General features: G+C 74.2%; 28 protein-coding genes. 20 read left to right on the forward strand and 8 right to left on the reverse strand.

Annotated elements, in window-relative coordinates:
- Nucleotides 1-217: 217 nt before the first annotated feature.
- The gene (locus tag WCD74_RS20210) at nt 218-1,102 is read left to right on the forward strand and encodes a Dyp-type peroxidase (protein ID WP_337696676.1); all 885 of its coding nucleotides are present in this window, start codon (nt 218-220) and stop codon (nt 1,100-1,102) included.
- A gap of 1 nt (nt 1,103) precedes the next feature.
- Here WCD74_RS20210 and WCD74_RS20215 read toward each other — a convergent pair whose 3' ends face one another.
- Entirely contained in the window at nt 1,104-1,889 is a 786-nt protein-coding gene (locus WCD74_RS20215; RefSeq protein WP_373696108.1) for an esterase/lipase family protein, read from the reverse strand.
- A gap of 117 nt (nt 1,890-2,006) precedes the next feature.
- On the opposite strand from WCD74_RS20215, the gene WCD74_RS20220 reads away from it, so the two are divergent.
- The 4 genes from WCD74_RS20220 to WCD74_RS20235 all read left to right on the forward strand — a co-directional run bounded on the left by WCD74_RS20220 (nt 2,007) and on the right by WCD74_RS20235 (nt 5,818).
- Nucleotides 2,007-2,879 (forward strand): SCO6745 family protein, encoded by an 873-nt coding sequence (locus WCD74_RS20220; RefSeq protein ID WP_337696678.1) that lies wholly within the window; start codon nt 2,007-2,009, stop codon nt 2,877-2,879.
- A gap of 92 nt (nt 2,880-2,971) precedes the next feature.
- Nucleotides 2,972-4,180: a PP2C family protein-serine/threonine phosphatase gene (locus WCD74_RS20225; RefSeq protein WP_337696679.1), complete on the forward strand. Its 1,209-nt coding sequence runs from the start codon at nt 2,972-2,974 to the stop codon at nt 4,178-4,180.
- On the forward strand, nt 4,177-5,397 hold the full coding sequence (locus WCD74_RS20230) for a sensor histidine kinase (RefSeq protein WP_337696680.1): 1,221 nt from the start codon (nt 4,177-4,179) through the stop codon (nt 5,395-5,397). The genes WCD74_RS20225 and WCD74_RS20230 overlap by 4 nt, the downstream gene beginning before the upstream one ends.
- Nucleotides 5,387-5,818, forward strand: coding sequence for a response regulator (locus tag WCD74_RS20235; protein WP_337696681.1), 432 nt, complete (start codon nt 5,387-5,389; stop codon nt 5,816-5,818). The genes WCD74_RS20230 and WCD74_RS20235 overlap by 11 nt, the downstream gene beginning before the upstream one ends.
- A 10-nt stretch (nt 5,819-5,828) precedes the next feature.
- Here the strand turns inward: WCD74_RS20235 and WCD74_RS20240 are convergent, their stop codons facing one another.
- Nucleotides 5,829-6,035 carry a hypothetical protein gene (locus tag WCD74_RS20240; RefSeq protein WP_337696682.1) on the reverse strand — a complete coding sequence of 69 codons (207 nt, stop codon included), beginning with the start codon at nt 6,033-6,035 and terminating at the stop codon, nt 5,829-5,831.
- 57 nt (nt 6,036-6,092) lie between these two features.
- Between WCD74_RS20240 and WCD74_RS20245 the strand changes: the two genes are divergently transcribed.
- Together WCD74_RS20245 and typA are read left to right on the forward strand one after the other, a co-directional pair.
- A complete protein-coding gene (locus tag WCD74_RS20245; RefSeq protein WP_337696683.1) occupies nt 6,093-7,094 on the forward strand; it encodes an NAD(P)/FAD-dependent oxidoreductase in 1,002 nt (333 codons plus the stop codon).
- 40 nt (nt 7,095-7,134) lie between these two features.
- The gene (gene typA, locus WCD74_RS20250) at nt 7,135-9,057 is read left to right on the forward strand and encodes a translational GTPase TypA (RefSeq protein WP_337696684.1); all 1,923 of its coding nucleotides are present in this window, start codon (nt 7,135-7,137) and stop codon (nt 9,055-9,057) included.
- Nucleotides 9,058-9,061: 4 nt separating this feature from the next.
- On the opposite strand, the gene WCD74_RS20255 is transcribed toward typA, so the two are convergent.
- Nucleotides 9,062-9,646 carry a hypothetical protein gene (locus WCD74_RS20255; RefSeq protein WP_337696685.1) on the reverse strand — a complete coding sequence of 195 codons (585 nt, stop codon included), beginning with the start codon at nt 9,644-9,646 and terminating at the stop codon, nt 9,062-9,064.
- Complete coding sequence (locus WCD74_RS20260; protein ID WP_337696686.1) at nt 9,643-10,551, reverse strand: cation diffusion facilitator family transporter; 909 nt, start codon at nt 10,549-10,551, stop codon at nt 9,643-9,645. Before WCD74_RS20260 ends, WCD74_RS20255 begins: the two co-directional genes overlap by 4 nt.
- Nucleotides 10,552-10,675: 124 nt before the next feature.
- Here WCD74_RS20260 and WCD74_RS20265 point away from each other — a divergent pair, with 124 nt between their 5' ends.
- The gene (locus tag WCD74_RS20265; RefSeq protein ID WP_337696687.1) at nt 10,676-11,392 is read left to right on the forward strand and encodes a hypothetical protein; all 717 of its coding nucleotides are present in this window, start codon (nt 10,676-10,678) and stop codon (nt 11,390-11,392) included.
- Nucleotides 11,393-11,464: 72 nt separating this feature from the next.
- On the forward strand, nt 11,465-12,178 hold the full coding sequence (locus tag WCD74_RS20270) for a hypothetical protein (protein WP_337696688.1): 714 nt from the start codon (nt 11,465-11,467) through the stop codon (nt 12,176-12,178).
- Here WCD74_RS20270 and WCD74_RS20275 read toward each other — a convergent pair.
- Nucleotides 12,175-12,864: a DedA family protein gene (locus tag WCD74_RS20275; RefSeq protein ID WP_337696689.1), complete on the reverse strand. Its 690-nt coding sequence runs from the start codon at nt 12,862-12,864 to the stop codon at nt 12,175-12,177. The genes WCD74_RS20270 and WCD74_RS20275 overlap by 4 nt on opposite strands.
- Before the next feature lie 49 nt (nt 12,865-12,913).
- Nucleotides 12,914-14,353, reverse strand: coding sequence for an NADP-dependent phosphogluconate dehydrogenase (gnd, locus tag WCD74_RS20280; RefSeq protein ID WP_337696690.1), 1,440 nt, complete (start codon nt 14,351-14,353; stop codon nt 12,914-12,916).
- A gap of 152 nt (nt 14,354-14,505) precedes the next feature.
- Between gnd and WCD74_RS20285 the strand changes: the two genes are divergently transcribed.
- Nucleotides 14,506-15,363 (forward strand): GH12 family glycosyl hydrolase domain-containing protein, encoded by an 858-nt coding sequence (locus WCD74_RS20285; protein WP_337696691.1) that lies wholly within the window; start codon nt 14,506-14,508, stop codon nt 15,361-15,363.
- Between the two features lie 53 nt (nt 15,364-15,416).
- Here WCD74_RS20285 and WCD74_RS20290 read toward each other — a convergent pair whose 3' ends face one another.
- Nucleotides 15,417-16,013 (reverse strand): NADPH-dependent FMN reductase, encoded by a 597-nt coding sequence (locus tag WCD74_RS20290; protein ID WP_337696692.1) that lies wholly within the window; start codon nt 16,011-16,013, stop codon nt 15,417-15,419.
- 150 nt (nt 16,014-16,163) lie between these two features.
- Between WCD74_RS20290 and hisD the strand changes: the two genes are divergently transcribed.
- On the forward strand, nt 16,164-17,441 hold the full coding sequence (gene hisD, locus WCD74_RS20295) for a histidinol dehydrogenase (RefSeq protein ID WP_337696820.1): 1,278 nt from the start codon (nt 16,164-16,166) through the stop codon (nt 17,439-17,441).
- Nucleotides 17,438-18,553: a histidinol-phosphate transaminase gene (locus WCD74_RS20300; RefSeq protein ID WP_337696693.1), complete on the forward strand. Its 1,116-nt coding sequence runs from the start codon at nt 17,438-17,440 to the stop codon at nt 18,551-18,553. Before hisD ends, WCD74_RS20300 begins: the two co-directional genes overlap by 4 nt.
- On the opposite strand, the gene WCD74_RS20305 is transcribed toward WCD74_RS20300, so the two are convergent.
- Nucleotides 18,544-19,119 carry a helix-turn-helix domain-containing protein gene (locus WCD74_RS20305; RefSeq protein ID WP_337696694.1) on the reverse strand — a complete coding sequence of 192 codons (576 nt, stop codon included), beginning with the start codon at nt 19,117-19,119 and terminating at the stop codon, nt 18,544-18,546. The genes WCD74_RS20300 and WCD74_RS20305 overlap by 10 nt on opposite strands.
- A gap of 59 nt (nt 19,120-19,178) precedes the next feature.
- Here WCD74_RS20305 and WCD74_RS20310 point away from each other — a divergent pair, with 59 nt between their 5' ends.
- The 8 genes from WCD74_RS20310 to WCD74_RS20345 all read left to right on the forward strand — a co-directional run bounded on the left by WCD74_RS20310 (nt 19,179) and on the right by WCD74_RS20345 (nt 25,205).
- A complete protein-coding gene (locus WCD74_RS20310) occupies nt 19,179-20,723 on the forward strand; it encodes an FAD-dependent oxidoreductase (protein WP_337696695.1) in 1,545 nt (514 codons plus the stop codon).
- A gap of 22 nt (nt 20,724-20,745) precedes the next feature.
- Entirely contained in the window at nt 20,746-21,354 is a 609-nt protein-coding gene (gene hisB / locus WCD74_RS20315) for an imidazoleglycerol-phosphate dehydratase HisB (protein ID WP_337696696.1), read from the forward strand.
- Nucleotides 21,351-21,512 (forward strand): CG2302 family histidine operon protein, encoded by a 162-nt coding sequence (locus WCD74_RS20320; protein WP_337696697.1) that lies wholly within the window; start codon nt 21,351-21,353, stop codon nt 21,510-21,512. The genes hisB and WCD74_RS20320 overlap by 4 nt, the downstream gene beginning before the upstream one ends.
- 98 nt (nt 21,513-21,610) lie before the next feature.
- The gene (locus WCD74_RS20325; protein WP_337696698.1) at nt 21,611-22,273 is read left to right on the forward strand and encodes a class I SAM-dependent DNA methyltransferase; all 663 of its coding nucleotides are present in this window, start codon (nt 21,611-21,613) and stop codon (nt 22,271-22,273) included.
- A 14-nt stretch (nt 22,274-22,287) separates the two neighbouring features.
- The gene (gene hisH / locus WCD74_RS20330) at nt 22,288-22,926 is read left to right on the forward strand and encodes an imidazole glycerol phosphate synthase subunit HisH (RefSeq protein ID WP_337696699.1); all 639 of its coding nucleotides are present in this window, start codon (nt 22,288-22,290) and stop codon (nt 22,924-22,926) included.
- Between the two features lie 98 nt (nt 22,927-23,024).
- Entirely contained in the window at nt 23,025-23,468 is a 444-nt protein-coding gene (locus tag WCD74_RS20335) for a YciI family protein (RefSeq protein ID WP_337696700.1), read from the forward strand.
- Between the two features lie 22 nt (nt 23,469-23,490).
- Nucleotides 23,491-23,934 (forward strand): YciI family protein, encoded by a 444-nt coding sequence (locus WCD74_RS20340; protein ID WP_337696701.1) that lies wholly within the window; start codon nt 23,491-23,493, stop codon nt 23,932-23,934.
- Nucleotides 23,931-25,205 (forward strand): RNA polymerase sigma factor, encoded by a 1,275-nt coding sequence (locus tag WCD74_RS20345; RefSeq protein WP_337696702.1) that lies wholly within the window; start codon nt 23,931-23,933, stop codon nt 25,203-25,205. The genes WCD74_RS20340 and WCD74_RS20345 overlap by 4 nt, the downstream gene beginning before the upstream one ends.
- Nucleotides 25,206-25,220 lie beyond the last annotated feature (15 nt).

Below are 25,220 nucleotides of genomic sequence, written 5' to 3' on the forward strand. Positions count from 1 at the left end.
AGCGTCGGGCTCCGGTTCCGGCGGCCGGAGCGGCAGGAGCCGCGCCAACCGCTCACCCGGCTCGCCCGACGGCGGCATCGGGGTGCGTTCGGCGCGGGGACGCCAGGACCCGTTCGGGTCCAGGAACCACACCGCCGCCGTCATGCACCCATGATCGAACACGTGTTCGAGAAGATCAAGAGCCGTTCGGAGCAATCCGAGGAGTACGGTCCGCGCCGTGCCCGTACCGCAGAACGGCATCCTGGCGCTGGGGACCGCGTCGCACGCCTACCTCGAGTTCGACGCCGGCGACGATCCGACCGCGCTGGTCAGGGCCGCCGCCGGTCTCGCGGCCTCGGTGAAGACGACCGGGGCCACGAGCGTCGTCGTCGGGATCCGCCCCGAACTCTGGGCACGCGTGGCACCCGACCGGGCACCCGACGCGCACGGGTTCGACGAGCCGGTCGTGGGTCCGGACGGGTTCACGATGCCGGCGACGCAGCACGACGCGGTGGTCTGGGTGGCCGGGGGCGACCGGTCCACGGTGTTCGACGAGGCCGCCGCGGTGGTCGCCGCCCTCGGCCCGGTGGCGCACCTCGCCGAGGAACTGCCCGCCTGGTCCCACCACGCCGACCGCGACCTCACCGGCTTCGAGGACGGCACGGAGAACCCGCCCGCGCTGGAGGCCCCGGGGGTCGTGACGATCCCCGACGGCGCCGCGGGCGCGGGGGGTTCGGTGCTGCTGCTGCAGAAGTGGGTGCACGACCTGGCGTGGCTGGCCCTGGACACCGCGGCTCAGGAGGCCGTCATCGGGCGCAGCAAGGCCGACAGCGTCGAGCAGGACCCGAAGGCCGGCGACGCGCACGCCGGGCGGACCGACCAGGACACCTACGGGCACATCTTCCGCCGCAACACCGCCTGGGGCTCCACCGAGCGCCACGGCACGATGTTCGTCGGGTTCTGCGCCGAGCAGCGGCCGCTCGCGACGATGCTGGACGCGATGGTCGGCACGGACGGCCCGCGCGACGCCCTCACCCGCTGGACGACGCCGCTCACCGGCGCCTACTACGTCGTCCCCGCCGCCGACGCCCTGGCCGCGCTCGCCCCGGCGTCCGCGGGCTGACTCACCGCGTCCCGACCAGCACCGGGCGGCCGACCCCCTCGGCCTGCAGCCGCGAGCACTCACCCGGCACCGTGCCCGGGAGCGGCCCGGTCCCCAGCGCCCGCAGCGTCAGCCCGATCGCGAGACCCGCCGTCGGGAGCTGGCCGTGGCCGATCAGGATGCCGCCGCAGACGCCCTGCAGCCGGATCGAGCGCACCCCCGGGAGGGCGGAGGACTCCGGTGGGGTGACGGTGCGGTCCTGGTCGGTCCAGAGCGAGAGCCACGGGATGTCCGGCCGCTCGCCGGCCTGCAGGCGGTTGAGCAGCGAGCTGCCGGGGGCGAGCTGCTGGCACGCCCGCGGGCACGCACCCGGCACGAGCGCCCCGCCCGCCGCGGCGAGTTCCGCGCCCTGCAGCGGTGATCCCAGGGTGACGAGACGGCGGATCGCGGGCGCGGTCGTCCCCGTCTGCAGGTAGAGCCACGAGGCGACGCCGCCCGCGGAGTAGCCGATCAGGTCGACGCTGGTCGCGTCGTCGTGGCGGAGGAGGTCGCGGACGGTGTCGTCGATGGCTGCGGCCTGCGCGGCGAAGTCCCCCGTCCCGCCGTCGGGAAGATCCACGACGACGGCGGGGCGGCCCACCACCTGCAGGCGCAGCGCCAGCGCCTGCAGCGCCGCGGTGTTCCCGCCGTAGCCGGGGACGAGGACGACCGGGCCCATGACGGCGGGGTCGGCGCGGTCCGGGACGGCGTACTCCCGCGCGACCGACACCCCGACCAGCACCCCGACGGCCAGCACGATCGCCACCATGACGAGGACGAACAGGCGGCGCCGGGGCGCCAGGCCGCCGAGGGGAGCGCGTTCCGGCCACCGGGTCACGGCCTCCAGTGTGCCCACGCCCGGGTGTGATCGCGTTACCGTGCGGCCGTGGAGCACACCGACGTCGCCCGCCTGTACCGCCGGCTCGAACCCCTGCACTCGATGATCTACTTCGCACCCGAGGTCGGCGAGGAGCTCGCGCCGCTGGGCATCGAGCACCCGCGGGCGCAGTACTTCGCGCACCGGTCGGCCGCGATGGGAGCGGTGGGTCCGGGCGTCGTCACCGCGACCTACTTCAACTTCAACCCGGCCCTGATCGCCCGCTTCGTGCCCGGCATCTGGTCGTCGGCCGCTCCGGCGGACGTCCTCAACGCCCGCCTGCGCGCCGCGGACTCGGCCCTGCGCCGCCTGCTCACCGACGCCGTGTCGTCCCGCGAGGTGGAGCGGGCCGGCGTCCTCGCCCGCCGCGCCTCCGAGGCGTGCACCCCGGAGGACCGCACGCTCTACGCCGCCCACGCCGACCTGCCCTGGCCCGACGAGCCGCACCTGCTCCTGTGGCACGCGGTGACGCTGCTGCGCGAGTACCGCGGCGACGGGCACCTCCACGCCCTGCTCGGGGCGGGCCTGTCCGGGCTGGAGGCCCTGGTCCTGCACACCGCGACCGGCCGGGGCTTCGTCCCCGAGGTGGCCCAGAAGACCCGCGGCTGGTCCGTGGAGCAGTGGGGCGACGCCGCGGCGGGGCTGCGGGAGCGGGGCCTGCTCGACGACGGGGCACTCGCGCTCTCGACCGCCGGCGCGGCGCTGCGCGAGGACGTCGAGGCGGAGACCTCGCGCCTGTCGGCCGCCCCGATGGAGTCCCTCGGGGACGACGCGGCCGAGCTCGCCGAGCTGGCCGGCGGCCTGGCCAAGCGGGTCCTCGCGGCCGGGGCGTTCCCCGACGGCGTGTTCGCGCCCGGCTCGGACCGGTCCGCGAAGGGCTGACCGGGGCAGTCGCCGGGGCCCCGCGGGGCGAGCACTACGATCACGGCGACGCTCGACTCCGCGGCGTGCCGCGGTGCTGCGCAGGAGGGTGCTTGGACACGGTCGGCGAGGCCTCCGCGCCCCTCTCGCTGCTCCTCGTCGAGGACGACGACGCGGATGCGATGCTGGTCGCCGAGCACCTCGCCGACGCCGAGGTGGCGGGCGGCTTCCGCGTCATGCTCCACCGGGCCCGGACCCTCACCGAGGCGCTCGGGCAGCTGGCCGGCATCGAGTGCGTGCTGCTCGACCTGGCCCTGCCCGACGCGCACGGTCTCGACGCCCTGCAGCGGATGCTGGGCGGGTACGGAGGACCGGCCGTCGTCGTCCTGACCGGCCGCCACGACCACGAGCTCGGGACCCGGGCGGTCGCCGCCGGGGCCCAGGACTACCTGCTCAAGAACCACGTCGACGGGGCCTCGCTCTCGCGCGCGCTGCGGTACGCCGTCGAGCGCGTCCGCGGCGAGCGGGTCCGCCAGCAGCTCTGGGACGCGAACGCCCGGGCGGAGGAGAACGTCCGCCTGGAGCGCGGTCTGCTGCCGACGCCCCTGGTGACCGACCCCGACGTCGCGATCGCCGTGCGCTACGAACCCGGCGGCGGGCGCCGGCTGCTCGGCGGGGACTTCTACGACGCGGTCGAGGGGCCGGACGGCACCCTGCACGTGGTGATCGGCGACGTCTGCGGGCACGGTCCCGACGAGGCCGCGCTCGGCGTGAACCTGCGGATCGCGTGGCGGACGGTGGTGCTCGCCGAGACCTCCGACACGCAGATGCTGCCCACCCTCGGGCGCCTGCTCGTCCACGAGCGGGCGCGGACCGGGATCTTCGCGACGCTCGCCGTCCTGACCGTCGACCCCGACCGCCGTCGGGCCCGCCTGCGGCTCGCCGGGCACCCGCCGCCCGTCCTGCTGCCGACCGGCGGCGGGGCGAGCCCGCTGCCGGTGACCCGGCTGGGCCGGCCGATCGGGGTCGTTCCCGACGACCGGTGGGAGGACCTGGAGATCCCGTTGCCGGAGGGCTGGGCGATGCTGCTGTACACCGACGGGCTCGTCGAGGGACGGCCCGTGCCGTCGGCGGTGTCCGAGGGCGACGACGTCCTCGGCACCGAGGGCCTGCTCGCGGTCCTGGAGCAGTGCCTGGGGGAGGAGGCCGACGACGGGTTCTCCGCGGAGCGGATGCTGGACCGGGTGATGACCCGCGTGCAGGAGCGGACCGTCGAGCGGACCGACGACGTGGCCGCGGTCCTCGTGGTGTCCGGCCGGTGAGCGCCCCGACCGCGTCGCCCCCGGTGGGACGCGACCCGCTCGCCCGCCGCTCGCTGCACCGCCTGCTGGTCACGGCGGGCATCGCCGGCGCCGTCCTGCTCGTCGCGGCGGGCGTCGTCGTCGGGCTGGCCCTCGCGGCCCTCGCCCGGGAGCGCAACGCCCTGCTGCCGCAGCTCGGTCCGGTCGCCCTCGAGCGGGCGAACGCGGCCGCGCGCACCGTCGACCTGGTGGGCCTCGCGGCCCTGGTGGTCCTCGCCGCGGGACTCGTCTGGCTGCTCGTCTGGCTCCGCCGGGCCGTCGTCCGGCCGACCGAGGAGCTCGCCGCGGCCGTGCGGGATGTGGCCTCGGGCGACCTGCAGCACCCGGTGGGAGTCCGCGGGCCGAAGGAGATCACCTCGCTCAGCCGCGACGTCGACGCGATGCGCCAGGCGCTGCTGACCGAGATGGACACCATCGAGAAGGCCCGCGGTGAGCTCGACGAGCGCGGGCGGGAGCTCGAGCGGTCCAACGCCGACCTGGAGCAGTTCGCCTACGTCGCCTCGCACGACCTGCAGGAGCCGCTGCGCAAGGTGACCAGCTTCTGCCAGCTCCTGCAGCGCCGCTACGGCGGGCAGCTCGACGAGAAGGCCGACCAGTACATCGAGTTCGCCGTCGACGGCGCGAAGCGCATGCAGGTGCTCATCAACGACCTGCTGGCGTTCTCCCGGGTCGGGCGGGCCGACGGGCCGGCCGAGGAGGTCGACAGCGGCGAGCTCGTCGACCGGGCTGCCCGCAACCTCGGCGGTGCCCTCGAGGAGTCCGGGGGCGAGATCACCCGCGGCGAGCTGCCCCGGGTGCACGCCGACCCGGCACTGCTGGCCACCGTGTTCCAGAACCTGCTGGGCAACGCGCTGAAGTTCCGGGGCGAGGCACCGCCGCAGGTGCACGTCGAGGCGCGGCGCGACGACGACCGCTGGCTCCTGCGCTTCACCGACAACGGGATCGGGATCGAGCCGGAGTACGGTGACCAGATCTTCGCGATCTTCCAGCGCCTGCACGGCAAGTCCGCCTACCCCGGCACGGGGATCGGCCTCGCGATGTGCCGCAAGATCGTCGAGCACCACGGCGGGACCATCTGGCTGGAGGACACCCCGGACCCCGGCAGCACGTTCGTCGTCGCCCTGCCCGCGCTCGTTCCCGACCCAGCTCCCCTGGAGGACACCCGAGATGGCGCCTGACGAGATCGACGTGCTGCTGGTCGAGGACGACGAGGGCGACGTCCTCATGACCCGCGAGGCGTTCGAGCACCACAAGCTGCGCAACACCCTGCACGTCGTGTCCGACGGCGTGGAGGCCCTGGAGTTCCTGCGCCGCGAGGGCTCCTACACCGACGCCCCTCGGCCCGGACTGATCCTGCTGGACCTCAACCTCCCGCGGAAGGACGGCCGGCAGGTCCTCGAGGAGATCAAGTCCGACGAGACCCTGCGGGCCATCCCCGTGGTCGTGCTGACCACGTCGCAGGCCGAGGAGGACATCCTGCGCAGCTACGACCTGCACGCGAACGCCTACGTCGCGAAGCCCGTCGACTTCGAGCGCTTCATCGACATCATCCGCCAGATCGACGACTTCTTCGTGTCGGTGGTGAAGCTCCCGCGCTGAGCGTGGGCGCTCACGGCAGGCGCTGCGCGTCCTGCGGGGGTGCCACCTCCCCGCGCGACTGCGCCCGCTTCGCGAGCCACAGGCCGCCGCCGATCACGAGCGCGCCCGCGATCAGCCAGCCGAGCGCGCCGAGCAGCCAGTGCACGAGGGGCAGGACGACCCCACCGAGCAGCACGAGCGTGCCGATACCGACCAGGATCCACACCACGATCTTCATGACGACGATCCTGCGCGCGGATGCGGACCGCGGGATCGGGGTGCGACCCTGAGTTTCGTGCGGGTCACCGTGGTCGGCGCCGGGATCGTGGGGCTCGCGACGGCGGACGCGCTCGTCCGGCGCGGGCACGACGTGCTGGTGCTCGAGGCGCACCGGCCGATGGGCGCGCGCAGCGCCGGAGCCTCCCGGATCTTCCGCCTGGCCCACGGCGACCCGGAGCTCGTGGCCGCGGCGGTCGAGGCCCGCGGGCTCTGGGACGCCTGGTCGGAGCGCGCCGGCCGGCCGCTCGTCGGGGACGAGGGCGCGATCGTCTCCGGGCCGCGGGTCGACGACTGGGCCGCCGCGATGGCGGCCGCGGGCGCGGCTCACGAGGTGGGAGCCCCGCCGTCGGGAACGCTGGGACGGACCGACGGGTCGGTGCTGCATGACCCGGCCGGGGGAGCCCTCGACCTCGCCGGCGCCGGCCGCCTGCTGCAGGAGGCGCTGCGCGACCACCTGCGCCCCGGCCGCGTCGTCGACCTCGACGAGCTGGAGGCCGACGCGATCGTCCTGACGGCGGGCGCGGGGACGGCCGAGCTGGCCGCGCAGGTCGGCGTCACGGTGCCGGACGAGCTGTGTCACCACGTGCGGTTCGCCTTCCGGTTCCGCACGGCCCGGTCCTCCGTCCCACCCGCCCACATCGACGATGCGACCTACCAGCACCGCACGCCCGAGGGGCACTGGGCGATCGGCGGCCACCTGCCCGACGCCGTCACGACGACGGCGGCGAACACCCTCGACGAGGTCCGCCACCGGTCCCGCGAGGCGCTCACCGCGCACGTCGCCGACCGGCTCCCCGAGCTCGAGCCCGACCCGGTCGACGAGGTGACCTGCACCCCGACGGCGGGGGAGGGCGACGGGGTCCGCACGGCGCGCGTCGGGAACGTGCACGCGCTCTGGGGCGGCAACCTCGCGAAGTTCGCCCCGCTGCTGGGGGAACGGCTCGCAGAAGCGGTCGCGGGAGACCACGTGGCGCACGCCATCGGTCCACCCGACGATGCGACGGATCACGGTCGGTAACCTGGGACGGTAACCGCCCTCCATCAGGAAGCCTCTCCTCGTGACCACGACCGCACCTGAGCGGACCGGGTCCGCCGATCACGGACTGCGCGACGACCTGCGCAACATCGCGATCGTCGCCCACGTCGACCACGGCAAGACCACCCTCGTCGACGCCATGCTCCGCCAGTCGGGGGCCTTCTCCGCGCGTGCCGAGCTCGTCGACCGGGTCATGGACTCCGGCGACCTCGAGCGCGAGAAGGGCATCACGATCCTCGCGAAGAACACGGCCGTGCGCCGCGGGGACGTCACCTTCAACATCATCGACACCCCCGGCCACGCCGACTTCGGCGGCGAGGTCGAGCGCGGGCTGTCGATGGTGGACGGCGTGGTGCTGCTGGTCGACGCCTCCGAGGGCCCCCTGCCGCAGACGCGCTTCGTGCTGCGCAAGGCGCTGGCCGCGCGCCTGCCGGTGATCCTGGCGGTGAACAAGACCGACCGCGCCGACGCCCGCTGCGCGGAGGTCGTGGACGAGTCGCTGGAGCTCCTGCTCGAGCTCGCCACCGACCTCGAGATGGACGACGACGTCGTCGCGCAGCTGCTGGAGCTCCCGGTCGTCTACGCTTCCGCGCGCGCCGGGAAGGCCTCGCTGGAGCGCCCCGCCGACGGCACCGTGCCGGACTCGGAGAACCTGGACCCGCTGTTCGAGCTGCTGCTCTCCGAGGTCCCGGCCCCGGCCGACGACCCGGAGGGGCCGCTCCAGGCCCACGTCACCAACCTCGACGCCTCGTCGTACCTGGGCCGCATCGCGCTGTGCCGCGTGCGCTCCGGTCGGATCCGCCGCGGCCAGCAGGTCGGCTGGTGCCGCGAGGACGGCAGCGTCACCCGCGTCAAGGTCACCGAGCTGCTGCGCACCGAGGGTCTGGAGCGGGTGTCGGCCGAGCACGCCGACGCCGGCGACATCGTCGCGGTGGCCGGCATCGCCGAGGTCACCATCGGCGACACGCTCGCGGACCCGGACGACCCGCGCCCGCTCCCGCGGATCACCGTCGACGAGCCGGCGATCGCGATGACGATCGGGATCAACACCTCCCCGCTGGCGGGCCGTGACCCCAAGCCGGGCACGAAGCTCACCGCCCGCCTGCTGAAGAACCGGCTCGACGCCGAGCTCGTCGGCAACGTGTCGATGCGCGTCCTGCCCACCGAGCGCCCGGACGCGTGGGAGGTGCAGGGTCGCGGCGAGCTGGCGCTGGCCATCCTCGTCGAGACGATGCGCCGCGAGGGCTTCGAGCTGACCGTCGGCAAGCCCGAGGTCGTCACGCGCGAGATCGACGGGAAGCTGCACGAGCCGTTCGAGCGGCTCTCGGTGGACGTTCCCGACGAGCACCTGGGCGCGGTGACGCAGCTCCTCGCGGCCCGCAAGGGCGAGATGCTGGAGATGACGCACTCGGCGTCGTCGGACCACGTCCGCCTGGAGTACCGGGTCCCCTCGCGCGGCCTGATCGGCTTCCGGACCGAGTTCCTCACCGAGACCCGCGGCACCGGCATCGCGAACCAGCTGTTCGACGGCTACGGCCCGTGGGTCGGCGAGCTGCGGGCACGGCTGTCCGGCTCGTTGATCGCCGATCGCGGTGGTGCGGTGACCGGGCACGCCGTGGGGCTGCTGGCCGACCGCGGCGACCTGTTCGTCGCACCGACCACGACGGTCTACACCGGCATGGTCATCGGGGAGAACTCCCGCTCGGAGGACATGGAGGTCAACATCGTCCGCGAGAAGAAGTTGACCAACATGCGCCAGTCGAGCCAGGACGTCCTCGAGCGTCTCACCCCGCCGCGCATCCTCTCCCTCGAGCAGGCCCTGGAGTTCTGCTCCGAGGACGAGTGCGTCGAGGTCACCCCGTCGGCCGTCCGGATCCGGAAGGTCGAGCTGGACTCGCACCTGCGCAACCGGCAGCGCAACCGCGCCCGCCAGGGTCGCGCGTAGCGCTTCAGGGACGCGGCCGCACCTCCACGGGCATCGTCGCCAGCACGTCCAGCGCCCGCATCTCCCGCCTCGCGGGGGAGCGGGCGAAGAAGAGCAGGTCGAGCGGGTACCACAGCCCGATCCAGGCGATGACGGAGAAGACGCCGTTGCCGAGCAGGTTCTGGAGGACCTCGGGCACGTCCGGCTCGAGGAAGCCCGACGACAGCAGCAGCCCGATCGCGAAGAGCACCAGGCCGCTGCGCAACGACCACAGGCCCTGACGCCACAGCGCGCGGCTCTCCCGCTCGACGCGTTCGGTCCGCGCGGTGCACCACCGCCGCAGGGCGGCCTCCAGCTGCTCGGCGACCCCGGCGTCGGCCAGCTCGGTCGCGGGGAGCGTGAGGACCACCCGGCGCGAGCGCCGGACGCCGGACCGGCCGAGGAGCTCGCCGAGCAGCTCGTCGACCCCGGGCGACAGGCGGACCCGCTCCCCGACGGGCGCGCGCAGCGCGCCCAGCGGGTCGACGGCGAGGAGCTCGGCGGGGGCACCGAGGTGCACGACGATCTCCTCACGCGGCCTGGTCGTGCTCCTCGTGTCGGTCGTGCTCATCGGGCCCACCTCGGGTCGGTCGTGAAGGCGACGACCACGGACCGCTCGTGGCCGAGGGCGACGAGTCGGTCGTGCAGGTCGGCGCGGACGTCGTCGCAGTCGGCGACGGTGCGCACGGTCGAGCCGTCGTCGACGACGAAGTCGATCTCGACGTCGACCCGCGAGCCGACCTGCGAGGCCCGGACGAGCCCCTCGCGCATCCGGTAGCGGTCGCGGACGGCCTCGACGGTGTCGTGCAGGGCGCGCATCGTCTCCTCGGGAGGAGCCATGGCCAGCAGCTCCCGCATGCCCCGGGCGACCAGCCCGGCGGGCACGCGCAGGAAGGCCAGCGAGACCACGACGACCATGCCCGGGTCGACGTAGGCCGCGAGGTCCGGGCGTCCGGCGCCGACCAGCGCCGCGGCGATGCCGAACCCGACGAGGACCCCGACCGAGAGCAGGGTGTCGCCCTGCCACTCCGCGGCCTCCGCGCGCACCAGCCCGCCCCGGCCGCGCCGCATGGCGAGGGTCACGGCGACCCCGCCGGCCGTCGCGAGCACGGCGTAGGCGAGGGCCCAGCCGGTCGCCACGTCCCGTCCCCCGTCGAGCAGGTCGGTGACGCCGCCGGCGATCGCGTAGACCGACAGTGCCCCCAGCGCGAGCGCCTTCACGACGACGGCGACCGGTTCCCACTCCTCGCGCCCCCACGGGTGCGTCTCGTCCGGGCCGCGCCGCGAGGTCCGCAGGGCCGCGACCGCGAGCAGCGAGAGCCCGATCGAGGCGAACGAGTAGAGCCCGTCGAAGACGATCATCGACGACCCGACCAGCGCTCCCCACACGCACGAGACGACGGCGAACGCGGCCGAGGCCCACACGGACAGGAGCAGCAGCCGCTGGTCACGCCCGGTGTCGACGGTCTCCGTCATACGGGTCATCGTGACGTCTCGCCGCGCTCCGGTCGAGAGTGGCCGATCCGTGACCTGCGGCAACCTCGCGTCGTTCGCGTCGATACGTCACGGTGGGTGTTCCGTTGCACGGAGGGACACCCGGATGGACGTCGTCATCGACCTGGCCCCGGAGCGGCTCGTCGCGCTCGTGATGCTGGGGTCGTTCCTCGTCGTGTTCGTGGCGACCCGGGTCGTCACGCGGCTGATCCGGTCCGGGCGCGGACCGTTCCGCGACACGTCGGTCGGCGGGGTCCACGTCCACCACCTCGTCTACGGCATCGCCCTGATGCTGCTCGCCGGGGCGGGCGAGTTCGTCTACCGGCCCGACGGCGCGTGGCAGATCGTGCTCGCCGTCGCGTTCGGGGCGGGGGCCGCGCTCACCCTCGACGAGTTCGCGCTGTGGCTCCGCCTGGCCGACGTCTACTGGTCGCCCGAGGGCCGGCTCTCGGTCGAGACGGTGCTCGTCGTGGCCGTGGTGGGCCTGCTGGTCGCCCTCGGCGCCGACCCGTTCGGATTCGACGAGGCCGGGGACACCGTCGCGGTCGTGCTGACCGTCGTCGGGACGGTCGCCTTCGCGGTGGTCGCCGCGCTCAAGGGGAAGGTGGCCACCGCGATCGTGGGGGTCGTCCTGCCGGTCGTGGCGGTGGTGGGTGCCGTCCGGCTCGCCCGGCCGAGGTCGGTCTGGGCCCGCCGGCGCTACCGCCCCGGGTCGTCGAAGGACGTGCGCGCCCGGGCCCGTTTCCCGGAGGGCCGGCGGACCCGGTGGGACGCGCTGGTCGACACGGTCGGGGGTGTGCCCCGCGGGCCCGGCCCCTCGTGACCGGTCCCGATCTCGTGCGCGCGCCGGTGATCGGTCAGGCTGGTGATCGGCGACGCAGCGAGGAGGCCGGCGATGACCCTGACCGTCGACGTCGGCCTGGTGCCCGGCCGCATCACCGCGATCTGGATGCTCGGGGCGTTCCTCGTGGTGTTCCTCGTGACCCGGGGCATCACGCGGCTGATCCGGGCGGGGCGCGGACCGTTCCGCGACACCTCGGTCGGCGGCGTGCACGTCCACCACCTGGTGTACGGGATCGCGCTGATGCTGCTGGCCGGCGCGGGGGAGTTCGTCTACCGGCCGGACGGCGCGTGGCGGACGGTGCTGGCGGTCGCCTTCGGCGCCGGCGCGGCCCTCGCGCTCGACGAGTTCGCCCTGTGGCTGCGTCTGGCCGACGTGTACTGGTCCGACGAGGGCCGACTGTCGGTGGACGCGGTGCTGATGGTCGCGGTCGTGGGGACGCTGCTGATCCTCGGCGCCAACCCGTTCGGGACGACGGGCGAGGACGGGGCGCTCGGGGTGGCGGTCTCGATCGTCGTGACGTCGGGCGCGGCGATCACCGCGGCCTTCAAGGGCAAGATCGTCACCGCGATCGTCGGGATCCTCGTCCCGCCGGTCGCCCTGCTCGGGGCCCTCCGCCTCGCCCGGCCGACCTCACCCTGGGCGCGCCGCCGGTACACCCCCGGGTCCCGCCGGGACGTGCGCTCGCGGGCACGCTACCCGGAGGGCGCCCGCAACCCCTGGGACCGCGTCGTCGACCTGCTGGGGGGCGTGTCGAGGACCCGCTAGGACCCGTCGTCGGGAATCCGGAGGACCTGGGTGTTGGCCTCCATCTTCTTGACCCGCCGGTGCCTGCGGTACCGCTTGACCAGCATGAACACGACCAGCCCGACCAACAGCACCAGGACCACCGTCTGGAACACGCCGGCGTACTGCTCGACCAGCTGCCACTGCGAGCCCAGGGCGTAGCCGCCGCCGACGAAGACCGCGTTCCAGATCAGGCTGCCGACCGCGGTGAACCCGAGGAACTCCCACCACGGCATGCGGCGCTGGCCGGCGGGGATGGACACGAACGACCGGACGCCCGGGATCATGCGGCCCCAGAACACCGAGGCGCGGCCGTGGCGGTCGAACCACGCCTCGGCCTTCGCGACGTCGTCCTCGCCGACCAGCGGCATCCGCGCGAGGGTGCGGCGGACCCAGGAGTCGCTGCAGAGCATCCCGACCAGGTAGAGCGCGAAGGCCCCGACGACGGATCCCGCCGTCGTCCAGATGATCGCCGCCCAGACCGAGAACTCCCCCCGACCCGCCGCGAAGCCCGCCAGCGGCAGGACGATCTCCGACGGGATCGGGGGGAACACGTTTTCGAGGGCGACGATCAGTCCGGCGCCGGGGGCGCCGAAGGTGGCCATCAGGTCGGTGGCCCAGCCGGCGAGACCGCCGTCATCGGGCGCAGGGGCCTGCAGCGGGAGCATGACCCACCAACGTCCGGATCGCCCGGTTCTCTCCCGCCGACGGTGAGATCTATGCCTCGGACTCCGCCCGGTCGGTCGTCGCCCACGCGGTGTGGAAGGTCCCCTCGCGGTCGACCCGGCGGTAGGTGTGGGCGCCGAAGAAGTCCCGCTGGCCCTGCACGAGCGCAGCCGGGAGCCGGTCGGCGCGGATGCCGTCGTAGTAGGCCAGCGCGCTGGAGAAGCCCGGGGTCGGGATGCCGAGCTGGGCGGAGCTGGCCACCACGCGGCGCCACGAGTCCTGCGCGCCGCCGATCGCGTCGGCGAACGAGGTGTCGGTGAGCAGCGTGGTCAGGTTCGGCTCGCGCGAGTAGGCCGCGGTGATCTCCTCGAGGAACTTCGCGCGGATGATGCAGCCGCCGCGCCAGATGCTCGCGACCCGGCCGAGGTCGATGTCCCAACCGTACTCCTGCGCGCCGGCCTGGATCTCGTTGAAGCCCTGCGCGTAGGCGACGATCTTCGAGGCGTACAGGGCCTGCTCGATGTCGGCGGCGAAGCCCTCGGCCGCCGCGCCCTCCAGGCGGGCCCCGGAGACGCCGGGCAGCCCGCGGGCCGCGTCGCGCAGGGTGCGGTTGCCCGACAGGGAGCGGGCGAAGGTGGCCTCGGCGATGCCGGTGACCGGGACCCCGAGGTCGAGGGCCGCCTGCACCGTCCAGCGCCCGGTGCCCTTCTGCTCGGCCTCGTCGGCCACCACGTCGACGAACGGCTTGCCCGACGACGCGTCGACGTGGGCGAGGACCTCCGAGGTGATCTCGATCAGGTAGGAGTCCAGGCGCCCGGAGTTCCAGGACGTGAAGGTCTCGGAGATCGCGGCGGGGTCCATGCCCAGTCCCTGCCGCAGGAGGTCGTAGGCCTCCGCGATCAGCTGCATGTCGGCGTACTCGATGCCGTTGTGCACCATCTTGACGAAGTGGCCCGCGCCGTCCGCGCCGATGTGCGTGCAGCACGGTTCGCCGTCGACCTTCGCCGAGATGTCCTCGAGCAGCGGGCCCAGGCTGTCGTAGGCCTCCTTCGGCCCGCCGGGCATGATCGAGGGCCCGTTGAGGGCGCCCTCCTCGCCGCCGGACACGCCCATCCCGACGAAGTTCAGGCCCTGCTCGGAGAGGGCCTTCTCCCGGCGACGGGTGTCGGCGTAGTGGGCGTTGCCGGCGTCGATGATGACGTCGCCCTGCTCGAGCAGGGGCGTGAACTCGTCGATGACGGCGTCCGTGGCCCCTCCCGCCGGCACCATGAGGATGATCCGGCGCGGCCGTTCCAGGGACCGCACGAACTCCTCGGCGGACGCCGCCGGGACGAACGTGCCCTCGTCGCCGAAGTTCTCCGCGAGATCGCGCGTGCGCTTCTCGGTCCGGTTGTGCAACGCCACGGAGTGCCCGTGCCGCGCGAGGTTGCGTGCGAGGTTCCGGCCCATCGTGGCGAGGCCGCTGACGCCGATCTCCGCTGTCTGACTCACGGGTGCAGCATGCCCGAGAACGGGGTCCGGACACGCTCGTCAGGGTGACTTTCCGATGACCCGCTAACAGTTCCGTCACGGTCGACGAGGAAGCGGTCGTACCGCGCGGCGTACCCGCTGCTGCGGACGGTCACGGGGGAGTAGGACAGACGATGACGGATCGGACATCGGTCGGCGCAACGGAGGTCCGTGGCGGTCGCGCTGCGGTACGTCGCGCCGCGGCCCGGGCCACCCGGCGCACCCGTTTCCTGCTCGCCGCGGTGCTGACCCTCGTGGTCGCCGGCGGGTCGCTCCTCGTCGGGAACGCGGTCGGGTCCGCCGCGACCTACCCGCAGGTGTGCGAGCAGTTCGGTTCGCGCGGGGTCGGCGGCAAGTACGTCGCGCAGAACAACCGCTGGGGCACCGACAAGCAGCAGTGCATCACCCCGTTCGACACCGGCTTCACCCTCGACGTCGCGCAGGGCACGAACAACGCCGGCCCGTCGTCCTACCCGTCGCTCTACCGCGGCTGCGTCTACGGCTACTGCACCCCGGGCTCGACGAACCTGTTCCCGGCGCCGGTGCGCACCCTCGGGACGGTCCGCTCGAACTTCGCGACCACGGGCCCGACGAACAAGGCCACCAGCCAGTACAACACCGCCTACGACATCTGGTTCGACCCGACCGCGACCAACAAGGGCCGCAACACCGGCGCCGAGATGATGATCTGGCTCAACCGCACCTCGTGGGTGCAGCCAATCGGCAAGCCGTACTACGACGTGGTCATCGGCGGCGCGGTCTACACGGTCTGGTACGGCAAGATCGACCTGCCGGTCATCTCCTACGTGCGCAAGACGCCGACGACCTCGGTGTCCAACCTGCCCATCGACGCGTTCGTCCGTGACGCGACCGCCCGCGGCGTCGTCAAGCCGACCTGGTTCATGACGAGCGTGCAGGCGGGCTTCGAGCCGTGGACCGGCGGCCAGGGCCTCAAGGTCACCAACTTCTCGGTGACGCGCAACGGGCTGTGAGTCCCGCGCGCCGCGGCCCGCCCTCCGGGGCGGGTCGCGGCGCGTTCGGCGTGTCAGGCCTGCGCGCCGGACCGGCCGAGCCGCTCGACCCAGGCCGACAGCCCGTCCAGGGCCCCCTTCGCGCCCGCCTCGGTCTCGGCCGCGGGGGTGAACAGGCGGTCGTCGCCCTCGCCGGAGACGTTCTTCATCGCGAACGGGATCGGCACCGCGGCCGACACCGGCACCATGTTCAGCCCCACCAGGACCGGCCAGAGCGCCTCGGCGGCCCGCGTCCCGGCCGCCACGCCGCCGTAGCTGACGATCGTCGCGGGCTTGCCGGCCCACTCGCGGTTGAGGTGGTCCAGCGCGTTCTTCAGCGGCGCGGTGAAGCTGTGGTTGTACTCCGGGGTGACGAAGACGAAGGCGTCCGCGCGGTCGACGGTCGCGCTCCAGGACCTCGTGCTGTCCAGCGTGTAGCGGCCGAGGCGCGGGTGCTCGGGCTCGGCGAACATCGGCAGGCCCACCTCGGCGAGGTCGACGATCTCGACCTCGAAGCTGCCGTGCTCGGCCGCGTACCCGGCGAACCACCGCGCGATGGGCTCGCCGATGCGCCCGGGCCGCGTGCTCGCGACGATGATCTGCAGCAGCGGCCGTCCGGCGTCGCCGGTCATGGGTTCTCCTTCGTACGACTAACAGTTGCGCCGACAACCATCCTGCACCCGATGATGTCGGTGGGCCTCGTTAGGCTGGCCGATGTGACCACGCTCCTGACCCGGTCTGACCTCCGCGGCGGCGTCCCCGCGCCCGGCGCGCTGCGCGCGATGCTGCCGCGCGCGGAGATGAACGTGGACGCCGTGGTGGAGAAGGTCCGTCCGATCATCGACGACGTGCGGGCCCGCGGGGTCGAGGCCGTCCTGGAGTACGGCGAGCGGTTCGACCGGGTGCGCTCGGAGTCGGTCCGCGTCCCGACGACGGCGCTGCGCGAGGCCCTGGAGGCCACCGACCCGCAGGTCCGCGCCGCGCTGGAGACCAGCATCGAGCGGGCACGGGCGGTGCACGCCGACCAGCGCCGGACCGACACCACCACGCAGGTGGTGCCGGGCGGCACGGTCACCGAGCGCTGGGTGCCGGTCGCCCGGGTCGGGCTGTACGCGCCGGGCGGGCTCGCGGTCTACCCCTCCAGCGTCGTCATGAACGTGGTGCCGGCGCAGGCGGCCGGGGTCGAGGGCCTGGTCGTGTGCTCGCCGCCGCAGCGCGAGTTCGGCGGCCGGCCGCACCCGCTGATCCTGGCCGCGGCCGCGCTGCTGGGCGTGGACGAGGTGTGGGCGGTCGGCGGGGCCCAGGCAGTGGCGCTGCTCGCCCACGGCGGCACCGACACCGACGGGGCGGCGCTCGAGCCGGTCGACATGGTCACCGGGCCCGGCAACGTCTTCGTCACCGCGGCCAAGCGGGTGCTGCGCGGGCGGATCGGCATCGACTCCGAGGCCGGCACCACCGAGATCGCGATCCTGGCCGACGCCACCGCCGACCCGGCGCACGTCGCGGCGGACCTGATCAGCCAGGCCGAACACGACCCGTCGGCCGCCTCGGTGCTGGTGACCACCAGCCCGCAGCTCGCCGACGCGGTGGACGCGGAGCTCGTCACGCAGGTCGGCACCACCAAGCACGACGAGCGGATCCGCACCGCGCTGTCCGGCCCGCAGTCCGGGACGATCCTGGTGGCCGACCTGGACGACGGGGTGCGGGTGGTCGACGCCTACGCCGCGGAGCACCTCGAGATCCAGACCGAGGGTGCGCGGGAGGTGGCGGCCCGGGTCCGCAACGCCGGGGCCGTGTTCGTCGGGCCGCACAGCCCCGTCTCGCTCGGCGACTACTGCGCGGGCTCGAACCACGTCCTGCCCACCGGGGGCTGCGCGCGGCACTCCAGCGGGCTGTCCGTGCAGACGTTCCTGCGCGGCATCCACGTCGTGGACTACTCGGAGGACGCCCTGCGCGGGGTGGCCGACCAGGTCGTCGCGCTCGCCGAGGCCGAGGACCTCCCGGCGCACGGCCAGGCGGTCGCCGCCCGGTTCGGCACCCGCAAGGACCTGTCCCGATGAGCGACGTGATCGGAGGCCAGGTCGGACTGGACGATCTGCCGCTGCGCGACGACCTGCGCGGCCGCAGCCCCTACGGCGCGCCGCAGCTGCAGGTCCCGGTCGCCCTGAACACGAACGAGAACCCGTTCCCGCCGCCGGCGGCGCTGGTCGACGACGTCGCCACGGCGACCCGCGAGGCCGCGGCGAGCCTGCACCGCTACCCCGACCGCGACCACGTCGCCCTGCGCACGGCCCTCGCCGAGTACCTGACGAAGGCCACGGGCGTCGCGCTCGCCCCGGAGAACCTGTGGGCGGCCAACGGGTCGAACGAGGTCCTCCAGCAGCTGCTGCAGGCCTTCGGCGGGCCCGGCCGGCTCGCGCTCGGCTTCGAACCGAGCTACTCCATGCACCCGATCCTCGCGGCCGGCACGCGGACCGACTGGCTCCCGGCGCCCCGCCGCGACGACTTCTCCCTGGACGCGGCGGCGGCGGTCGACGTGGTCCGCGAGCGTCGGCCCGACGTCCTGTTCGTCACGACGCCGAACAACCCCACGGGCCAGTCCATCGAGCTGGACGAACTCGCGGCGATCGCCGACGCGGCCCCCGGGATCGTGGTGGTCGACGAGGCCTACGTGGAGTTCTCCTCCGGGCCCAGCGCGGTCGAGCTGCTCGCGACGCACCCGCACCGCCTCGTCGTCAGCCGCACGATGTCCAAGGCGTTCGCCTTCGCCGGCGGTCGCCTGGGCTACCTGGCGGCCGCGCCCGCCGTCGTCGACGCCCTCATGCTGGTCCGGCTGCCCTACCACCTCTCGTCGCTGACCCAGGCCGCCGCCCTCGCTGCGCTCCGGCACGCGGACGAGACGCTGGCGCTCGTCGACACCCTCGCCCGCGAGCGCGACCGCATCGCCGCCGCGCTGACCGACCTGGGCTACGCCGTGGTCCCCTCGACCGCGAACTTCCTGCTCTTCGGCGGCCTGCCGCACCCCGACGCACACGCGACGTGGCAGGCCTACCTGGACGCGGGCGTGCTGATCCGCGACGTGGGCATCCCCGGCCACCTGCGGGTCACCGTCGGCACCCCCGCGGAGAACGACCGCTTCCTGGAGGTCAGCGCCGCACTGCGTCAGGCCTGACGGGTGCGGACGTGGGCGCGTTCCCCCTGGGGTCCGAACAGGTTGAGGATCTCGGCGGGCTGGTCGAACGGGTTCGTCACGGCGTGCGGGAGGTGGGTGTCGAACTCGACCACCTCCCCGGGACGCAGGTCGGTCTGCTGGTCGCCGAGGAACAGCCGGACCCGCCCGGAGAGCACGTACATCCACTCGTAGCCCTCGTGGGACTGCGGCTCGAACTCCCGGTTCGGATAGCCGGGCGGCAGGATCTGCTTGAACGCCTGCACGCCGCCCGGCCGCCGGGTGAGCGGCACGAAGGTGGCCCCGCCCCGCCGGAACGACGGCATCCGGACCCGCGGATCCCCGGTCTCCGGCGCGTCCACGAGCTCGTCGAGCGCGACCCCGAACGCCCGGGCCAGCGGGAGCAGCAGCTCGAGGGTCGGCTTGCGCCCGCCGGACTCCAGCCGGGAGAGCGTCGACAGCGAGATCCCGGTCGACTCGGCGAGGTCGGTCAGCGTGATGCTCCGGGCCGTCCGCAGCGCGCGCAGGCGGGGGCCGACGCCGTCGAGCACGGTCGTGAAGTCGTCCACTTTGCCGTTGTAGCAACAATGTTTGCCAGTCCGCCAGTGGCGACTCCATCCTCGTCGGCATGGACGAGAACTGGGACGTCGTGGTGGTCGGAGGCGGGGCGGCAGGCCTGTCCGCGGGGTTGACGCTGGCCCGTTCCCGACGGCGGGTGCTGCTGGTGGACGCGGGGGAGCCCCGCAACGCCCCGGCGGCACACATGCACAACTACCTCGGGCGCGAGGGCGCGTCGCCGGCGGACCTGCTGCGCGACGGTCGGGCCGAGGTCGAGTCGTACGGCGGGGTGATCCGGACGGGCGCGGTGGCCGCCGCCGCGCCGTCGGACGCAGGCGGGTTCGACCTGACCCTCGCGGACGGGAGCCGGCACCACGCGCGCCGGGTCGTGCTCGCGACCGGGCTGGTGGACGACCTGCCGGACGTCGAGGGCGTGCGGGAGCACTGGGGCGCCGACGTCCTGCACTGCCCGTACTGCCACGGCTGGGAGGTGCGCGACCGGCGCATCGGGGTGCTCGCGACCAGCCCGGTCGCCCTCCACCAGGTGCAGCTGCTGCGCCAGTGGAGCGCCGACGTCGTGCTCCTCGCCAACGACGCGCTGGACCTGCACCACCACGTGCGCAGCGAGCTGGACGCCCGCGGGATCGAGGTGGTCGGGGGCAAGGTGACCCGGCTCGTCGGGTCCGGACCGCTCGAGGGGGTGGAGCTCGCCGACGGGACCACCGTGGCCCTGGACGCGCTCGCCGTCGCCACCGTCATGCGGGCCCGCGGGGACGTGGCCGCGATGCTGGGGCTGGCCCTGACCGAGCAGCGGATGGGCGACGTCGTGATCGGCGAGTACGTCGAGGCCGACGCGAACGGCGCCACCGCGGTGCCGGGGGTGTGGGCCGCGGGCAACGTCACCGACCTGCGCGCCTCGGTGATCGCCGCGTCCGCGCAGGGGATGACGGTGGCCACGATGGTCAACGCGGACCTCGTCGCCGAGGACGTCCGGCTGGCCCTGACGGCGAGCCGGGACGGCAGCCCGGAGTTCTGGGAGCGCTTCTACGCCGAGCGCGGGCAGGTGTGGAGCGGGCGGGTCAACGCGGCCCTGTCCGACGCCGTCACCGACCTCGCACCGGGCACCGCGCTCGACCTGGGCGCCGGTGAGGGCGGGGACGCGCTGTGGCTCGCCGGCCGCGGCTGGACGGTCACCGCGGTGGACGTCTCGCAGACCGCGTGCGACCGGATCCTGGAGATGGCCGGCACCCTGCCGGTGCGCGCCGAGCGCCACGACCTCGCCGAGACCTTCCCCGACGGCACCTTCGACCTGGTGACCGCCTCGTTCCTGCACTCGCCGAACGCGGACTTCCCGCGGACGGCGATCCTGCGCCGCGCGGCGGCCGCGGTCGCCCCTGGAGGCACGCTGCTGGTGATCGGGCACGGGCGGCTCGCGCCGTGGTCGTGGGACCCGTCGCTGCGGCTGCCGACCGCCGACGAGGTCCTGGCCTCGCTCGGGCTCGGGCCCGACTGGGAGGTCGTGCGGTGCGTGTCCCCGGAGCGCGTGGCGACCGGCCCGGACGGGCAGGAGGCCACGGTCACCGACGAGATCGTGCAGGTGCGCCGACGGCCCTGAGGCGGTGCGTCACACTGGAGCCATGAGCCGTACCGGACGCGTCGAGCGCGTGACCAAGGAGTCGAGCGTCCTCGTCGAGATCGACCTGGACGGGACCGGGCGCACCGAGGTCGCCACCGGGGTGCCGTTCTACGACCACATGCTCGACGCGCTCGGCAAGCACGCGAGCTTCGACCTGGTGGTCCGGGCCACCGGGGACGTGGAGATCGACGCCCACCACACCGTGGAGGACGTCGCCATCGTGCTCGGTCAGGCGCTGCGGCAGGCGCTCGGCGACAAGTCCGGCATCCGCCGCTTCGGCGACGCCTGGATCCCGATGGACGAGGCCCTGGCCCAGGCCGTCGTGGACGTCTCCGGCCGCCCGTACTGCGTGCACACGGGCGAGCCGGAGGTCATGACCGGGTTCGTGGTCGGCAACAACTACCCGACGGTGCTCAACCGGCACGTGTTCGAGTCGATCGCCTTCCACGCGGGGATCGCCCTGCACGTGCGGGTCACGGGTGGGCGCGATCCGCACCACATCACCGAGGCCGAGTACAAGGCGATCGCCCGGGCCCTGCGGGCGGCGACCGAGCCCGACGCCCGCCTGAACGGCGGGACGGCCTCCACGAAGGGTGTTCTCGAGACGTGAGCGGCGACCAGCTGCTCGCTCTCGGACTCCTGCTGGTCGCGGGCTTCCTCGTCGGAGGCGTGGTGAGCTTCGGCCGCGACCGCCGCTTCCTCCCGGCCGGCGTGCTGGCGGTCCTCGCCGTCCTGGCCGCCGTCGCGGCCGTCCTCCGGCTGGTCTGACACCGGCCGGACGGCCGCCGCCCGGCCGATCGGTGGCGCACGGTTGAATCCCGCCGCCCGGGGAACCACGACCCCGGGACGGGACGGGGTGGTGGGTGATGGAGACGCGGCGCGACGGCACGGCGTTCGAGGAGCGGGCCCGCGCCTCGGCGACCCCGGCCGAGACCCGCGCGGTGTACGACGAGTGGGCCGCGACCTACGACGACGACCTGGCCGGCCCGGGTGGCGACGACTACCCGCTCCCCGGCGTCGTCGCGGACGTCGTCGCCCGGCTCGACGACCCGCGGGCCGACGTGCTCGACGCCGCCTGCGGCACCGGACTCGTCGGCGCCGCGCTCGCCCGGCACGGCTTCACCTCGGTCGACGGCCTCGACGTCTCCCCGCGGATGATCGCCCGGGCGCGGAAGAGGCGCGTGTACCACGACCTCGGGCCCGCCGACCTCTCCCAGCGCCTGCCCGGTGCCCCGGACAAGTTCGGCGTCGTCACCTGTGTCAACGCCCTGGAGCCCGGCCACCTGCCGACGTCGGCGATCGTCGAGTTCGCGCGGGTCGTGCACCGCGGCGGGCACCTGGTGCTCACCGCCTCCACGGACGCGTGGCCGGAGGTCGACGCCCACCTGCGGCGCCTCGCCGCGCGGCGGATCGCGCGGGTGGTGGAGGTCGTCGAGGCGCCGCTGCACCCGTCGTCGGACGCGGCGCACGTGGTCGCCGTGCTCGAGGTCGTGGCCTCCTCGGCGCCGGTCGGCACCCCCGGCTGGTGACTAGAGTCGGGGGCATGTCGGCAACTCCCCACGTCGTCGTCCTCGACTACGGCTCGGGCAACCTCCGCTCGGCCGAGCGCGCACTGGAGCGCGCGGGCGCGAAGGTCGAGGTGACCGACGACTCGCGGACCGCGATCGACTCCGACGGGCTCGTCGTGCCCGGGGTCGGGGCCTTCGCCGCCTGCGCCGCGGGGCTGCGGGCGGTCGGCGGCGAGCGGATCCTCGAGCAGCGCCTCGCCGGCGGACGCCCCGTGCTGGGGATCTGCGTGGGCATGCAGGTGCTCTTCGAGCGCGGCGTGGAGTTCGGTGAGGAGGCCGCCGGCGCGGGGCAGTGGCCGGGCACCGTGGAGAAGCTGCAGGCCGACGTCCTGCCGCACATGGGCTGGAACACCGTCCGGGCGCCGGCGGACTCGCAGCTCTTCGCGGGCATGGCACCCGACGAGCGCTTCTACTTCGTGCACTCCTTCGCCGCGCGGCACTGGGAGATGGAACCGGTGGAGCCGTTCACGCCGCCGACGGTGACGTGGGCGCACCACGGGGAGGACTTCGTGGCGGCCGTGGAGAACGGCCCGCTGTGGGCGACCCAGTTCCACCCCGAGAAGTCCGGCGACGCGGGCCGCCGCCTGCTCGAGAACTGGCTCGCGACCCTCTGAGAATGTTCTCGACGGCCGGTGTCGAAGGCCGGTCCGCTCGTTCGACGCGTCGGTGCGGGCCGGGAGGGACCCGGCCGCCGAGCACCGAGGAGCACCCGATGCGCTACATGCTGATCATGTCGGCCCCGGAGTCGATGGCCGTCGGAGGACCGGACGCCCCGGTCGACATGACCGAGGCCTTCGAGATGATGGGCCGCTACAACACCGCGCTGGTCGAGGCCGGCGTGCTGCTCGCCGCGGAGGGGCTCGCCCCGAGTGCGGAGGGCTTCCGGGTCACGCACGACGACGAGGGCGCCACGATCACCGACGGCCCGTTCACCGAGGCCAAGGAGCTCGTCGCCGGGTTCTGGATCCTCGACGTGGCCACCCGGGCCGAGGCCGAGCAGTGGGCGCGGCGGTGCCCGATCGGGCCGGGGGTGACGCTGGAGGTCCGCCGGGTCCCGGACATGCGCGAGTTCGAGGGCCTCGCCCCGGCGGAGGTCCTGGACGCGGAGGCGTCGCTGCGGGCGCGGATCTCCGAGCGCGCCGCCGAGCAGGCCTGACGGGACTGGGAGGATCACCGCCATGCGCTTCATGCTGGTCCTGACCTACGACGAGGCCGCCGCCGCGGCGAAGACGCCGGACCCGGCGATCTTCGAGGAGATGGGACGGTTCAACCAGGCGATGGTCGACGCGGGCGTCCTGCTCGCGGGCGAGGGCCTCGCCCCGAGCGCCCAGGGCGCGATCGTCGCCTACGGGGACGCCGAGGGCGGTGCCGCCGAGGAGCCGACCGTCACCGACGGGCCGTTCACCGAGATCAAGGAGCTGATCGGCGGCTTCTGGATCCTGCGGGTGGACTCGCTGGCCGACGCAGTGTCCTGGGCCCGCCGGGCGCCGTTCCGCGACGGCGAGCGGGTCCAGATCCGCCGCGTCCTCGACCCGGAGGACTTCGAGGGCGTCGCGCCCGACGAGGTGATGGAGGCCGAGTCGGAGATGCGCTCCCGGATCGAGCAGCAGAGCGGGTCGTGAGCCGCGACCCGTTCGCCGCCCTCGACGCGGTGTGGCGAGCGGAGTCCGCGCGGATCGTGGCCGGCGTCGCGCGCGTGGTGCGCGACGTCGGCCTGGCGGAGGAGCTGGCGCACGACGCCCTGGTGCAGGCGCTGGAGCAGTGGCCGGCCGAGGGCGTGCCCGACAACCCGGGCGCCTGGCTCGCGTCGACGGCGCGGCGGCGGGCGATCGACACGATCCGGCGCGAGCAGACCTTCGCCCGCAAGGCCGAGGAGGTGGGGCGGGCGGAGTCGCTCCGCGTGGAGCCCGACGCGGCGGACGTCGTGGCCGACCCGGCCCGGGCCGTCGGCGACGACGTGCTCGCCCTGCTCTTCGCCGCCTGCCACCCGGTGCTCGCCCGGGAGGCGCGGGTCGCGCTGACGCTCCGGCTCTTCGGCGGCCTGACCACCGACGAGATCGCCCGCGGGCTGCTGGTCGCGTCCACGACGGTCGGGCAGCGGATCAGCCGGGCCAAGAAGCGGCTCTCGGCCGAGGGCGTCGAGCTGGAGATCCCCGCGGGGGAGGAGCTCACGGCACGCCTCGGTGCGGTCCTCGAGGTCGTCTACCTGACCTTCAACGAGGGCTACACCGCGACCGCGGGCGCGGACTGGGTCCGCCACGACCTGTGCGACGAGGCGATGCGGCTCGGCCGGCGCCTCGCCGCGCTGATGGCCGACCGCGCCGAGGTCCACGGCCTGCTCGCGCTCATGGAACTGCAGGCCTCCCGGCTGCGGGCGCGGACCGGTCCCGACGGCGAGCCGGTGCTGCTCGCCGACCAGGACCGCGGGCGCTGGGACCGGCTGCTCATCCGCCGCGGCCTCGAGGGCCTGGAGCGGGCGCGGGCGCTCGGCGGCGCCGGCCCGTACACCCTGCAGGCCGCGATCGCCGCCGAGCACGCCCGGGCGGCGAGGGTCGACACGACCGACTGGGGGCGGCTCGCGGAGCTCTACGGCGAGCTCGCCGCGGCGGCGCCCTCGCCCGTGGTCGAACTGAACCGCGCCGTCGTCGTCGGGAGGGCGTCCGGGCCCGAGGCCGCCCTCGCGATCGTCGACGGGCTGCGTGGCGAGCCGGCCCTGGCCCGGTACCACCTGCTCCCGGCCGTGCGCGCGGACCTGTTGATCGCGCTGGGCCGCACCGACGAGGCCGCCGCCGAGCTCGACCGGGCCGCGGACCTCGCCGCGAACGACGCGGAGCGCGCCCTGCTGCGTCGCCGGCTCGAGGACCTCCGCGAGGCGGCCCTGGGCGGTCGCTGATCACCGCATCCCTAC

Source organism: Actinomycetospora aurantiaca, from assembly GCF_037401875.1.
GTDB lineage: Bacteria > Actinomycetota > Actinomycetes > Mycobacteriales > Pseudonocardiaceae > Actinomycetospora > Actinomycetospora aurantiaca.

Excerpts from the sequence above, each read along its gene's own strand:
- hisD (WP_337696820.1), top strand. The coding sequence starts at position 16,164 with ATGCTGCCGCGCGCGGAGATGAACGTGGACGCCGTGGTGGAGAAGGTC.
- WCD74_RS20255 (WP_337696685.1), bottom strand. The coding sequence starts at position 9,646 with ATGAGCACGACCGACACGAGGAGCACGACCAGGCCGCGTGAGGAGATC.
- WCD74_RS20275 (WP_337696689.1), bottom strand. The coding sequence starts at position 12,864 with ATGCTCCCGCTGCAGGCCCCTGCGCCCGATGACGGCGGTCTCGCCGGC.
- WCD74_RS20285 (WP_337696691.1), top strand. The coding sequence starts at position 14,506 with ATGACGGATCGGACATCGGTCGGCGCAACGGAGGTCCGTGGCGGTCGC.
- WCD74_RS20215 (WP_373696108.1), bottom strand. The coding sequence starts at position 1,889 with ATGGTGGCGATCGTGCTGGCCGTCGGGGTGCTGGTCGGGGTGTCGGTC.
- WCD74_RS20290 (WP_337696692.1), bottom strand. The coding sequence starts at position 16,013 with ATGACCGGCGACGCCGGACGGCCGCTGCTGCAGATCATCGTCGCGAGC.
- WCD74_RS20335 (WP_337696700.1), top strand. The coding sequence starts at position 23,025 with ATGCGCTACATGCTGATCATGTCGGCCCCGGAGTCGATGGCCGTCGGA.
- WCD74_RS20310 (WP_337696695.1), top strand. The coding sequence starts at position 19,179 with ATGGACGAGAACTGGGACGTCGTGGTGGTCGGAGGCGGGGCGGCAGGC.
- hisB (WP_337696696.1), top strand. The coding sequence starts at position 20,746 with ATGAGCCGTACCGGACGCGTCGAGCGCGTGACCAAGGAGTCGAGCGTC.
- hisH (WP_337696699.1), top strand. The coding sequence starts at position 22,288 with ATGTCGGCAACTCCCCACGTCGTCGTCCTCGACTACGGCTCGGGCAAC.
- WCD74_RS20325 (WP_337696698.1), top strand. The coding sequence starts at position 21,611 with ATGGAGACGCGGCGCGACGGCACGGCGTTCGAGGAGCGGGCCCGCGCC.
- WCD74_RS20235 (WP_337696681.1), top strand. The coding sequence starts at position 5,387 with ATGGCGCCTGACGAGATCGACGTGCTGCTGGTCGAGGACGACGAGGGC.
- WCD74_RS20300 (WP_337696693.1), top strand. The coding sequence starts at position 17,438 with ATGAGCGACGTGATCGGAGGCCAGGTCGGACTGGACGATCTGCCGCTG.
- WCD74_RS20340 (WP_337696701.1), top strand. The coding sequence starts at position 23,491 with ATGCGCTTCATGCTGGTCCTGACCTACGACGAGGCCGCCGCCGCGGCG.
- WCD74_RS20265 (WP_337696687.1), top strand. The coding sequence starts at position 10,676 with ATGGACGTCGTCATCGACCTGGCCCCGGAGCGGCTCGTCGCGCTCGTG.
- WCD74_RS20240 (WP_337696682.1), bottom strand. The coding sequence starts at position 6,035 with ATGAAGATCGTGGTGTGGATCCTGGTCGGTATCGGCACGCTCGTGCTG.
- WCD74_RS20270 (WP_337696688.1), top strand. The coding sequence starts at position 11,465 with ATGACCCTGACCGTCGACGTCGGCCTGGTGCCCGGCCGCATCACCGCG.
- WCD74_RS20260 (WP_337696686.1), bottom strand. The coding sequence starts at position 10,551 with ATGACGGAGACCGTCGACACCGGGCGTGACCAGCGGCTGCTGCTCCTG.